Annotated in this window: 11 protein-coding genes; 4 read left to right on the forward strand and 7 right to left on the reverse strand. The window is 63.3% G+C overall.

The features are described 5' to 3' along the window. A partial coding sequence (locus B3M53_RS06790) for a TonB-dependent receptor (protein WP_286800004.1) occupies positions 1–1899 on the forward strand: 1899 nt, incomplete at its 5' end. A gap of 166 nt (positions 1900–2065) precedes the next feature. On the opposite strand, the gene aceB is transcribed toward B3M53_RS06790, so the two are convergent. The 3 genes from aceB to aceA all read right to left on the reverse strand — a co-directional run bounded on the left by aceB (position 2066) and on the right by aceA (position 5617). Continuing rightward, positions 2066–3664: a malate synthase A gene (aceB, locus tag B3M53_RS06795; RefSeq protein ID WP_160091955.1), complete on the reverse strand. Its 1599-nt coding sequence runs from the start codon at positions 3662–3664 to the stop codon at positions 2066–2068. Positions 3665–3681: 17 nt separating this feature from the next. After that, positions 3682–4167, reverse strand: coding sequence for a ribonuclease E activity regulator RraA (rraA, locus tag B3M53_RS06800; protein WP_160091954.1), 486 nt, complete (start codon positions 4165–4167; stop codon positions 3682–3684). A gap of 154 nt (positions 4168–4321) precedes the next feature. Then, a complete protein-coding gene (gene aceA, locus B3M53_RS06805; RefSeq protein WP_022701911.1) occupies positions 4322–5617 on the reverse strand; it encodes an isocitrate lyase in 1296 nt (431 codons plus the stop codon). Between the two features lie 144 nt (positions 5618–5761). Between aceA and B3M53_RS06810 the strand changes: the two genes are divergently transcribed. The 3 genes from B3M53_RS06810 to B3M53_RS06820 all read left to right on the forward strand — a co-directional run bounded on the left by B3M53_RS06810 (position 5762) and on the right by B3M53_RS06820 (position 8836). Further along, positions 5762–7165 carry a helix-turn-helix domain-containing protein gene (locus tag B3M53_RS06810; RefSeq protein WP_160091953.1) on the forward strand — a complete coding sequence of 468 codons (1404 nt, stop codon included), beginning with the start codon at positions 5762–5764 and terminating at the stop codon, positions 7163–7165. A gap of 67 nt (positions 7166–7232) precedes the next feature. Further along, complete coding sequence (locus B3M53_RS06815) at positions 7233–8315, forward strand: hypothetical protein (protein ID WP_273020330.1); 1083 nt, start codon at positions 7233–7235, stop codon at positions 8313–8315. Further along, on the forward strand, positions 8315–8836 hold the full coding sequence (locus B3M53_RS06820; RefSeq protein ID WP_273020331.1) for a helix-hairpin-helix domain-containing protein: 522 nt from the start codon (positions 8315–8317) through the stop codon (positions 8834–8836). The genes B3M53_RS06815 and B3M53_RS06820 overlap by 1 nt, the downstream gene beginning before the upstream one ends. Before the next feature lie 15 nt (positions 8837–8851). Here B3M53_RS06820 and meaB read toward each other — a convergent pair whose 3' ends face one another. The 4 genes from meaB to B3M53_RS06840 form a co-directional block, all read right to left on the reverse strand. Further along, entirely contained in the window at positions 8852–9820 is a 969-nt protein-coding gene (gene meaB / locus B3M53_RS06825; RefSeq protein ID WP_286800007.1) for a methylmalonyl Co-A mutase-associated GTPase MeaB, read from the reverse strand. A 60-nt stretch (positions 9821–9880) separates the two neighbouring features. After that, complete coding sequence (locus B3M53_RS06830) at positions 9881–10396, reverse strand: CC0125/CC1285 family lipoprotein (protein WP_273020333.1); 516 nt, start codon at positions 10394–10396, stop codon at positions 9881–9883. A gap of 69 nt (positions 10397–10465) precedes the next feature. Further along, positions 10466–10981 carry a CC0125/CC1285 family lipoprotein gene (locus B3M53_RS06835; RefSeq protein ID WP_160091949.1) on the reverse strand — a complete coding sequence of 172 codons (516 nt, stop codon included), beginning with the start codon at positions 10979–10981 and terminating at the stop codon, positions 10466–10468. 178 nt (positions 10982–11159) lie between these two features. Further along, the coding region (locus tag B3M53_RS06840) for a hypothetical protein (protein WP_286800008.1) at positions 11160–11744 on the reverse strand (585 nt) is incomplete at its 5' end.

Raw genomic sequence — 11744 nt, forward strand, 5'->3', positions numbered from 1 at the left:
CAGCAACTGATTCTGGATGACGGCAACGGTCCGGCAGAAGTCACTGATTCTGAAACCCAGGATTATTACACCTTCCGCGCGCAAGCCCTATGGACGCCGAGCAATTCCGTCGAAGGCCGCTTCATCGTCGATTACTCAAAGCGGGATGAATTGTGCTGCTCGGCTGTGCAGTGGGATTACGCAGCGACGCCGGCTGTCTTTGTCGGTTCTGTTGGCGGCCAGGTGCTGCAGCCTGCCGACCCTGAGGCGCGCGTAGCATTCGCAAACCGCGAATATGCCCAGGAAGTCGAAGACCAGGGCATTTCCGCAGAGTTCGACATCGAGATGCCGATCGGCACTCTGACTTCCGTGACCTCATGGCGCCGCTGGGAAAACAGCCGCACCCAGGACATTGATTACTCCACGGCGGATATCGCTTATCGCGCGGACGGCAACTACACCGATCTCAATCGTTTCTCCCAGGAAGTGCGCCTGACGGGCATCTGGGGCGATCTGGACTGGCTGGTCGGCGGCTTCCTCTCTCATGAAGAGCTTGAGCTCGGCGACGCGATCCGCTTCGGGGATGACTGGGAAGGCTATCTTGGCCGCCTTCTGACGGCGGGTTCCGTGCCGCCGCTGGGCACCCCTGCAGGTGTGTCCGCAACGCTTCAGGCCATGGCGGGTCTGGCGCCGGTCGCAGCGCTGATCGGGGTGCCGGGCGCGCAGGGCACGCTGCCGATTCCGGCGCCGGGCTCCGCTATCCCCGGGGGAACGGGCGTCGCTGGCGATGTCTATGACCAGACGGCGGAAAGCTGGGCTCTGTTCACCCACAACACCTACCGTCTGACCGACAATCTGAGCCTGACGGCGGGTCTGCGTTATACGCATGAGACCAAGAATGTGTTCGCCACGTTCAATACCGATAGCCCGGCAGCTTGCGGCGCCTTGGAAACGGCGTTTGGCCCGGACCCTGTCGCAGGTGTCGTGGCGGCGGCTACGGCTGCAGGCTTGCCGGCGGCGTCCATTTCCGGACTGGCTACAGCGGCGGGCAATATCTGTCTGCCCTACGCCCGGACGGCTCTGGACCAGACCGGCTATGACCGTGAGCGCACCGACGAGCAAGTTTCGGGTACGGTCCGCCTGACCTATGATTTCTCTGACGATGTCATGGGGTATGTGGGGTATTCGCGCGGCTTCAAGGCCGGCGGTTTCAACCTGGACCGCTCCTTCAATGGTCCGCTTGATCCCACCCTTGGCTATACTGATGTGGATTCCGGCTTCGCGCCTGAAATCATTGATGCTTATGAAGTTGGCTTCAAATCCCAACTCTTCGGCAATGTGCTGCAGCTGAACGCCAACGCCTTCTATCAAGAGGTTGAGGACTTCCAGCTCAACACCTTCACGGGCATCTCCTTCGTGGTGGATTCCATCGCCAGCATTGAAAGCTATGGTGTTGAGATCGACTTTGCTTACGCCACGCCGATCGATGGCCTCGATATCACCGGCGGCTACGCCTACGTGAACGCCGAATATGGCGATGAAGCCTCGACAGCGCCGAACCTGCGAGGCCAACAAATTTCTCTGTCACCGGAGAACTTCCTGACCGCACAGGTGATCTACGAGCGTCCGCTGTTTGGCGAAGTCTGGGGTCTTGCGAGCCTGGATGCCCGTTATGTCAGCGAGTACAACACCGGCTCTGACCTCGACCCTGAGAAGGTTCAGGACGCCTTCACCATCCTGAATGCGCGTGTGGGTCTCTCCAATCCTGACGGGCTGTGGTCAGTCGAGGCCTGGGGCCGCAATCTGACGGATGAAGCCTATGCTCAGGTGGCGTTCGATCAGTTCGCTCAATCCGGCGGTTTCGGCGCCTTCATGGGCGCTCCGAGAACCTGGGGTTTGACTCTGCGTACGGAGTGGTAAAATCACACACCAACTGATTGGCGACCAATGACCAGTCAGGGAGGACGGCGAGGGCCGGAGCAAAAGCTCCGGCCCTTGTCTTTTGCGGTGTGGCTAAGCAGGAGCCCGGCCTCTGAACGAAAAAGGGCGGCCGAACGGCCGCCCTTGATCGGTTATGCCGCCCCGCTCAGCGAGACTGGATTTTCTGGTAGGCGGGCAGGGTGAGGAATTCCTCGAACGTATCGCTCAGCGCCAGCTCCGCCAGGATGTCTGCGGCTTCGGAGAAACGTCCGCCGGCCCAGGCGTTGTCGCCGACTTCTGACTTGATAGCGTCAGAGGCCTTGGCGATCACGGCCTTGATGCGCGCGGCGTCGATCAGTTGGCCGTCATCGGTCTTCGCCCCATGGGTGCGCCATTGCCAGAGCTGGGCGCGGGAGATCTCGGCGGTGGCGGCGTCCTCCATCAGATTATGGATCGGCGCGGCGCCGCGGCCTTGCAGCCAGCTGGCGATATAGCGGATGGCCACATCAACATTACCGTAGAGGCCCGCCTCGGTGATCGTGCCTTCGCAGGGCTCGGTCAGCGCGCCGCGGTCCTCTTTGACCTCTGGTTTTTTATCGAGCTGGTTCGGGCCGGGCATCACGGCGTCAAACGCCGCCATGGCCACCGGGACCAGCGCGGGGTGGGCCACCCAGGCGCCGTCATGGCCGATGCTGGCTTCGCGAGTCTTGTCCGCTTTCACCTTTTCAACGGCTGCTTCATTCGCGGCGTCATCGCCTTTGACGGGGATGAAGGCGGACATGCCGCCCATGGCGTGGGCGCCCCGGCGATGGCAGACGGCGATCACGCGCTGGGCGTAGGCCGCCATGAAGGGCGCGGCCATTGTCACCTGGGCGCGATCGGGCAGCACTTTGCCGCCATCGGATTTCTGCCGTTTGATATAGCTGAAAATATAGTCCCAGCGCCCGGCGTTGAATGCGGTGATGTTCTCGCGCAGCTCGTAGAGGATTTCGTCGAGCTCAAAGGCCGCCGGCAAGGTCTCGATCAGCACCGTGATGCGCACCGTGCCGCGCTCAAGTCCCAGATGTTCTTCGCAATGGCGGATCACCAGCGACCAGAGACGCGCCTCAAAACGCGTTTCCAGCTTGGGGATGTAGAAATAGGGGCCGGATCCGTTTTTCGCCGTGCTGGCATGATTGTGAAAGAGATAGAGGACAAAGTCGAAGAAGCCGCCGGACACCGGCGCTCCGTCAACCGTCACATGGGCTTCATCCAGATGCAGGCCGCGCGCCCGGGCGATGAGAACTGCAGGGTCCTCCTTCAGGGCATAGGACTTGCCGGATTTCTCATCTGTAAAACCGATTGTGCGCGCATTGGCGTCGCGCAGATTGATCTGGCCTTCGACCATGTTCTCCCAGGATGGGGTCGAAGCGTCCTCGAAATCGGCCATGAAGCATTTCGCGCCGGAATTGAGCGCGTTGATGACCATTTTGCGATCCACAGGGCCGGTGATCTCGACCCGGCGATCCTGAAGATCGGCAGGGGCGGCGGGGACCGTCCAGTCGCCCTTGCGGATGGCTTGGGTCTCAGCCGGAAAATCGAGAACTTCCTCGCCTGAATCCAGACGCGCCTGGCGCTTCAGCCGCTCTTGCAAGAGCGAGAGGCGCTCATCGTCAAAACGGCGATGGACGTCGGCGAGCAGGGCCAGCGCGTCCGGGGTGAGAATCTCTTCAAAACCGGGCTTCATCGGGCCCTGAATGACCAGGCCTTCGGGTGCGACGCTCATGAGGCGCTCCTTTGGTTTCAGATTTGCAGATGTAGCGGCTCGGCGGAGACGATGACGCCGTCACGGTCAGCATAAACCCAGTCGCCGCGGCGCACGACAGCGCCCGCCAGAGTGACCGGGACGCCGCGAACGCCAAGATCGCGCTTTTCGGTTTTCATCGGGATCAGCGCCAGGGCGAGCACGCCCAGGGATTCCGCTTCCAGCTCAGCCACGTCGCGCACGGCGCCGTTGACGATCACGCCCGCCCATCCGTTTGCTGCGGCTTTGCCGGCGAGATCGCCGCCCAGCAATGATCGTTTCAATGATCCGCCCCCGTCAACGACAAGCACGCGGCCCGAGCCGGGTTCAGACACAGCCTCGCGGACGCGAGAATTGTCTTCATGGGTGCGGATGGTCTCCACCTGGCCATAAAAAGCCTGTTCGCCGCCATACGATTTGAGGGCGGGTTCGAGCACTTGAACAGCCTCTGGGAACGCGTCGCACAAATCACAAACCGGGGTCATGACGGTCTCCTGGTCAGTTGGAGAAGCAGAGCTGGCATAAACTCGGGTCCAGAAATGCTTGAGAGCGCCGGGCGGGCATCCAGCGGCCCGCCACAGCGCCCTCAGTCAGGGCTTGCGTGTCCACCAACGCAAGCTCTGAGGTCGATTGAGCGGATTACTCCGCTGCGTCGGTCTTGAACTGGTCGGTTTCGGTCGACGCGCCCATAGCGGTGGTCGACGCCTTGCCGCCTGACAGGGTCATGTTCACGAGGTCGAAATACCCGGTGCCCACTTCGCGCTGGTGACGGGTGGCGGTGTAGCCATCCTTCTCGGCGCCAAACTCGGCCTGTTGCAGTTCGGAATAAGCGCCCATGCCGCGATCCCGGTAGCCCGAGGCCAGCTGGAACATGCCGTAGTTAAGCTGGTGGAAGCCCGCCAGCGTCACGAACTGGAACTTGTAGCCCATCGCGCCCAGCTCACGCTGGTAGGTCTCGATGGTGGCCTTGTCCAGATTGGCTTCCCAGTTGAAAGAGGGCGAGCAGTTATACGCCATCATCTTGCCGGGATATTTCTTTTGCACCGCCTCGGCGAAGCGCTTGGCTTCATCCAGGTTCGGCTTGGAGGTCTCCCACCACAGAAGATCGGCGACTTTGGCGTAGGCCAGGCCACGCTTGATGCAGTGGTCCACGCCCATGCCCGGCTTCAGGCGGTAGAAGCCCTCTGCGGTGCGGCCAGCGTCATAATCGATGAATTCATGGTCGCGCTCGTCCACATCAGAGTTGATGAGGGTGGCGGATTCCGCATCGGTGCGGGCCACGGTCAAGGTCGGCGTGCCCATCACGTCGGCGGCCAGGCGTGCGGCGTTGAGGTTGCGTTCATGCTGGCTGGTCGGGATCAGCACTTTGCCGCCCAGGTGTCCGCATTTCTTTTCCGCGGCGACCTGGTCTTCGAAGTGAACGCCCGCAGCGCCCGCTTCGATGAAGGCCTTCATGATCTCATAGCAGTTCAGCGTGCCGCCAAAACCGGCTTCAGCGTCAGCCACGATCGGCGCGAACCAGTCACGGCTGGCTTCGCCATTTTCAGCGACTTCGATCTGGTCGGCGCGCTGAAGGGTGCGGTTGATTTTCTTCGCCAGCTCCGGGGCGGAGTTCGCCGGATACAGAGACTGGTCGGGATACATGGCGCCGGCGACATTGGCGTCGGCGGCGACCTGCCAACCTGACAGATAGATCGCTTTCAGGCCCGCACGAACCATCTGCATGGCCTGGTTGCCCGACAGGGCGCCCAGCGCATTGATGTAAGGCTCATTGTTGATCAGCTCCCACAGCTTGGCTGCGCCGCGCTCGGCGAGGGTGTGCTGGATCTGCACGGAGCCGCGCAGCTTGAGAACGTCATCAGCGGTGTAATTGCGCTCGATGCCGTCAAAGCGGCCTTTGGCGGCGGCGGGAACCAGATCGTAGAAAGTGGTCATCGGGGTTGCCCCTTTTTGGCAAGGTTTGTTGTCAACGACCTTACAACGCAGCTGCAGCGTGGCCATGACCTCATTGCATAAAAAGAGGATACGAGGTATACGATACACACTTGTCACTGTGTATGGATGTAATAAAGCTTACAAATGAGCGCCTCTCAGGAAAAGCTTTTCGCCGGCGCCCGCTTGCGTCGCCTCCGCAAGGAGCTGGGCCAGACCCAGGCCCAATTCGCCGAGAGCCTCAATGTCTCCGCCAGCTATCTCAATTTGCTGGAGCGCAATCAGCGGCCCGTCACGGCGCGTGTCCTGTTGTCGCTCGCAGACGTGTTTGATGTGGATGTGCGCGCCTTCGCCGCTGAAAGCGATCGTCAGCTTCTGGCGGATCTCAAGGAAGCTGCTGCAGATCCGGTACTGAAAAGCGCGGACCTGGACGCGCGCGACGTGCAGGAGCTGGCGGACGCCCACCCCCGCGCCGCTGAAGCGCTGGCGAAGCTTCACCAGGCCTACCGGGAGAGCAACGCCGCCGCCGCCGATCTGGCCCTGCGCGCGACCGGGGAGGAGGGGGCGTCCATTCTGAGCCCGCTCGAAGAAGTGCGCGATGCGCTGGACGCCGCGTCAAACTATTTCCCCGCTATAGAAGACGCCTGCGATCGGTTCCGCGCCAGCCTGGACGAAAGCTCAGATCTTGGTGCGGCGCTGACTGCGCGCTTGAAGTCATCTCACGGCGCCGCTGTGCGCCTGTATGACGACGCTGTTATGGGCGGCGCCCTGCGACGGTTTGACTTTCATGCGCGCAAGCTCCTGCTGTCCGATTTGCTGGAGCCGGCGGGGCGGGTGTTTCACCTGGCGGTGACCTTGGTCAATCTCGAGCTGGGCGATGTGCTCGATCAGGAAGCGCATCGGGCGGCGGGGCTCAGTGATGATGCGCGCGCCATGTTGCGTTCGACCCTGGCGAGTTACGCCGCTGCGGCGCTGATGATGCCTTACCAGCCCTTTTTCGAGGCGGCCGAACGCAGCCGGTACGACATCGACGCATTGCGCCGACGGTTCGAAGTGAGCTTTGAACAGGTCTGCCATCGCCTGACCACGCTGCATCGCCCGGGAGCCCGGGGCGTGTCGTTTTTCATGATCCGGACCGATCAGGCCGGCAATGTGACCAAGCGCTTCGGCGGCGGTGTCCTGGCGTTTGCACGATCAGGGGGCGGGTGTGTCCGCTGGCGCCTTTTTGATGTGTTCCGGACGCCGGAACAACTGCATGTGCAGGGGCTCGAGCTGACAGATGGCAGCCGGTTCATTTCCATCTCTCGCGCGGTTGCACGGCCACTCCCGGATGGTGGAGCGGCGCTGAATGCGGTCGCTGTGGGGTGCGAGGTCAGTGATGCGGACCGGATCGTCTACGAGCCTGGCCAGCACTACACGCCCATTGGCTTGTCTTGCCGTCTGTGTGACCGGAACGATTGCGCCGTCCGTGCGTTTCCCCCTATGCAACGCGCCTTACGTGTCGATCCCCACCTGCGCGGCGCCGCGCCGTTCAGTTTTGGGGAGGATTAAGCTTTTCCATCCTTGGGAGTAGGTCGTATGATCGCACTCCTTCAGCCGCCGATTCCGGATCGCCGCCATGCTGTCTCCACGTCGAAAAGCCGCTCTCATCGCCGGCGCAGTGTTCCTGGTGCTCGGGGGCGTCGCCATTCACGCCAGTCCCATGTCTGCACAGGTGCTTGAAGAGCGCCTTCAGGGCGCTGCGGATGATGCGCTGTACGCCATGCGTGCCGATGAGTGGGCGCGGGTCGAGATCAATGGGCAAACCGCCACGCTCAGTGGTCTGGCGCCGTCGCGTCAGGCGCGCGATTCGGCGTTACAGGCCGTCGCCACCGCCAGTTGGGCCGGGGGCGTCGTCGCTGGCGGCGTGACGGAGGTTTATGATCAGACCCGTTTGCCCGGTGAAGCGGAAAGCTTCGCTTTGCGGCTCGACCTGACGGGCGGTCGCATGCGTCTGGAAGGTCTGATCCCTGATGCGGAAACAGGCGAACGCTTGGCGGACCTGGCGCGTGAGGAAAGTTCTGGGCGGGTGGATGTCCAGTTCAGGCTTGCCCCAGGCGGGGCGCCGGCAGGCTGGGAACGCATGGTGTCAGACATGATTCAGGCGCTGGGGCAGCTGGACGCCGGAGCCGGGCTTGTCACGCGCGACCGGGCGGCCTTGACCGGCTTGGCGCCGAGCCCGGCAGCAGCACGTGACGTGCGGAGCCTGTTTGCGGATGCGCCCGTCGGCTTTCAAGCCGCGGCGCTCGTACGCGCCGATGGCGGAAGCTACCAGACGGAACTGAGTGATGCTGGCCTGTGTGAATTGTTGATCAAGGGCGCGCTGGGGCGGCGCCCGATCGCCTTCGCGCCGGGCCGCAACACATTGACGAATGAAAGCCGCGCCGCCTTGCGTCGCGCTGGCGAAGTCTACGCCGCCTGTGTAGGCGCAGGGGATCTGATCATCGCCGTGCGCGCCGACGAATCTGGCGATGAAGGAGCGGGTCTGGCTCTGATGCGCGGCGAGGCGGCTGCGGACGCCATGGCGGAAGCCGGGGTCGAGCGTGCGCATTTCCTGGCCGAAGCGGCGCCCTTGGGCGCTCAGGACGCCATGCAGTTTCGGCTGACCCCGCGTGCCGCCCCTGACCCCATGACCGCCGAACTGGAAGAGGAACAAGGCTGATGATGTGGCTGATCTGGAATATGTGGATCCTGTTGCTGCTGGCCTTTATTGGCGGCGTGGTGACAGGCTGGATTTTGCACGGCAAGTCCGACGAGACGCCCAAGTCCGGCCCGCGCGGCCTGCTTGAGCCGGCCCAGGGGCCGCACAGTCACGCGACGAGCGCGACTCTGGACGCCGAACCGGTCAAGGCCGAGCCTGCGGCGCCCAAAAAACGCGCCGCTGATTTGCTGCAGGAGGCGGCGCCGGATCTGGTCTCCCCCACCGAAAAAGGCGCGTCTGCTGAGACGTCAGGCGCCCCCGAGCCCGAAACCGAGACCGCGCCGGTCAGCGATGATCTCACCAAGATCAAAGGACTTGGCCCGAAAGCGGCGGCGAAGCTGTCTGAGAACGGCGTGACCTCGCTGGCCCAGATCGCGAACTGGACGGCGGACGATGTGGCGCGCATGGATGACATGATCAACGGTCGCGGCCGCATTGAGCGTGATGACTGGGTGGGGCAGGCGAAAGCGCTGTCCGCCTAGGCGCCTTGAGACATCTCAGTGCTTGTTGGCCCGCCACAGCCGCTCTGCGGCTTCGCTGGCGGGCAGGCGTCCTTCCGCGACCGCCCGTTCCAGTTCTGGCGCAAGCTTCTTGATGTCAGGATCCGCGTGAAAGCTCTGCAGGACGCGTTCTTCCACCATCGACCAGAGCCAGCGCACTTGCTGGCCTGACCGTTTGGCGTCCAAGGCGCCTGCGTTCTCGAGCGCCTGGCGGTGCTTCTTGACCGTGTCCCACAGCGCTTCAACGCCGTCGCCGGTCAGGCCTGAACCTCGTAAAACCGCAGGGCTCCAGTGCGGACTGACCGGCGCGAACAGATGCAGCGCCGCTTCCAGGTCGCGCTGGGCGCGGCGGGCGCGGGTGTCGTTTTCGCCATCAGCCTTGTTCACGAACAGGATTTCAGCCAGTTCCAGAAGGCCCTTCTTGATGCCCTGCAGCTCGTCGCCGGCGCCGGGCAGCATCAAGGCCACGAACACGTCCACCATGTCTGCAACCACCGTTTCAGACTGGCCCACGCCCACCGTCTCCACGATGACCACATCATAGCCCGCCGCCTCGCACAGCAACATGGATTCGCGGGTTTTGCGGGCGACTCCGCCCAGGGACCCGGCGCTGGGCGAGGGGCGAATAAAGGCGTTTCGATCAACCGCCAGCGCGCCCATGCGTGTCTTGTCACCCAGAATGGAACCTTTGGTTCGCGATGAAGATGGGTCCACCGCGAGCACAGCGACCTTGCGGCCCTGCGCGGTCAGATGCCCGCCCAGTCGTTCGATCAAGGTGGACTTGCCCACGCCGGGCACGCCCGTCAGACCCACACGCCAGGCCTTGCCGGTGCGGTCCATGACGTGGGTGAGCAAATTCCGCGCGCGAGCCTGGTGCTCGGGGCGCGTGGACTCCACCAGAGTAATGCCGCGGGCGAGGGCGGCGCGATCTCCGTCGATCAGCTTGTCTGCGAGCGCGTCTGTCATGGGTCTGTTCAAACGCGAGCCGGGACGGGGAGCAAGCGCAATTGTGTCATTCGTCCGCGATTACGGATAAGAGCCGATGATCACCACCGGATCATGAGCGCCGCCAGGACGCGCGCCTCGACCGCCTTGCACGTCAAGGATTGCAGTGATCTGGCCTTGCGGGCCTTCACGGAAAATCCAGTTGCGCACCAGCCCCATCGGCCCGGCGCGCTCCACCTCGTCCACATAGGCGGGCGTGATGTCGCCCGAGCGGCTGACTGGGCGATAGCCGTCTGCATGGCGCGGCGTCGCATCATAACGGATGCGGAACCAGTCATAGCCGGCGTTGTGAACCGTCTCGGCGGCGTGGCGAAGGGCGAACTGCTCAACTTGCGCGTCGTCTGTGCGTGCCGGGGCGGTGTACCAGACCCGCCAGGTGTCAGGCCCGGTCCGCAGCGCGTCATAGCCCAGCCCGTCCACGCTGGCGCTGGCGGGGCCGTAGGCGCTGAGCGGCGGGCTGACAAAGGCGTCTGAGGTGACGGCGCACCCGGTCAGAGCGACCAGGGCGAGCGGTCCGGTGAGCCATAGAGCGCGCATGCCCGCCTCTTTGCTGTGATCATTAGTCCAGGAAAGTCGACCGGTTCGCGGGATTTCGCAAGTCAGGCCCTAAAGGGCGCCTGGGGCGTAGGCGCCGGCGGGATTGGCCATGCGCGCCGCGTCATAGGCGCCGTCCGGGCGGGGCTCGCCGCGTCCGGCGATGATCTCGAGACTCAGTTCGGTCTCGGTCTGGCCGGCGCCGGGATTGATGGCGATGCCGATGCCGACGCTGGAACCGCGAAACCCGCCTGAGCCAAAGGTCTGGCCGATTGAACCGCCGACGCGCACCGGACGCTCGTTTTCATCGCCCTCGGTGTCGACCTGGCGGTGGACCACGGTGAACCAGTCATAGCCATTGGAAATCGCAAGCTCGCCTGCGCGCCGCAGGGCCAGCCGTTCGAGATCATCCTCATCCTGACCGCGCGCGCCGGTATAGCGGATACGCCAGCGATCATTTTCAATCCGGTAGTCCGAATAGCCTGCGCCATTGGAATAGGCGCTGGCCGGGCCGTAAACGGGGCCGGGGCTTGAGGCGCAGGCGACAAGGCTGAGCGCGGTCAGGCTGACAAGGAGGGTGCGGGGCATGGCAAATCTCCAGAAACGGACCAGACGACAGACTAGACGGATTGTCGTGGCGAAACAGGGGCAAACCCGGTCCTGTGGCGAAAAAGCGGCCTGCATGGCGCTTGCTCGGCTGTGGCGCACAAAAAAGCGGCGCCCGAGACGGGCGCCGCTTCCTGTCAGTCGATAAGGACGAAAGGCCTTAGTATTCGGTGACGTAGAGCACTGCAGAGGCGGTGCCGCCATTATAGGTGCCGACCCAGATGTCGTACTGGCCGCTCTGGTTGAACACCATGGCCGGGTCCAGGCCGTTGGCGTCGTCATTGCAGTACCAGCTGCCGTCCGGACCGTTGACCACAAGGGTGGTGTCCGAACCCGAGCGCGCGCCGATGGTCATGCGACCGCCCGACCACTGCAGACGCACGTCAGGCGCGTTGGAGATGTTGCCGGCGCAGCTGCCGCCCAGGCGAGAGGCGTTGATGGAGCCGCCTGCGACAATGTTCACTTCAGACGGATCCGGCAGAAAGCCTGCATTCAGCGAGTACGTGCCGAAATTCGGGTTCAGGCTGTAATCTTGCGCGATGGCGGCGGTGCTGGCGACAGCGGCGATAGCGATGGCGGTCAGGAAGGTCTTTTTCATGGCGTCCCCCAAAAGAGAAAAATAGAACTGACGATCATCGCCAGCGTAATGCTCGCTTCGCCTTATGTGCAAGTCGAACACGAGTACGGGGGCACCATGCCCCGCCAAAGATGAACGCAAGGTGATCGTGCCGCAAAACAGCACGAA

It is taken from the genome of Oceanicaulis sp. UBA2681, from assembly GCF_002354675.1.
Classification (GTDB): domain Bacteria; phylum Pseudomonadota; class Alphaproteobacteria; order Caulobacterales; family Maricaulaceae; genus Oceanicaulis; species Oceanicaulis alexandrii.

Coding starts and splice junctions, on each gene's coding strand:
- aceB (WP_160091955.1), bottom strand. CDS start 3,664: ATGAGCGTCGCACCCGAAGGCCTGGTCATTCAGGGCCCGATGAAGCCC.
- rraA (WP_160091954.1), bottom strand. CDS start 4,167: ATGACCCCGGTTTGTGATTTGTGCGACGCGTTCCCAGAGGCTGTTCAA.
- aceA (WP_022701911.1), bottom strand. CDS start 5,617: ATGACCACTTTCTACGATCTGGTTCCCGCCGCCGCCAAAGGCCGCTTT.
- B3M53_RS06810 (WP_160091953.1), top strand. CDS start 5,762: ATGAGCGCCTCTCAGGAAAAGCTTTTCGCCGGCGCCCGCTTGCGTCGC.
- B3M53_RS06815 (WP_273020330.1), top strand. CDS start 7,233: ATGCTGTCTCCACGTCGAAAAGCCGCTCTCATCGCCGGCGCAGTGTTC.
- B3M53_RS06820 (WP_273020331.1), top strand. CDS start 8,315: ATGATGTGGCTGATCTGGAATATGTGGATCCTGTTGCTGCTGGCCTTT.
- meaB (WP_286800007.1), bottom strand. CDS start 9,820: ATGACAGACGCGCTCGCAGACAAGCTGATCGACGGAGATCGCGCCGCC.
- B3M53_RS06830 (WP_273020333.1), bottom strand. CDS start 10,396: ATGCGCGCTCTATGGCTCACCGGACCGCTCGCCCTGGTCGCTCTGACC.
- B3M53_RS06835 (WP_160091949.1), bottom strand. CDS start 10,981: ATGCCCCGCACCCTCCTTGTCAGCCTGACCGCGCTCAGCCTTGTCGCC.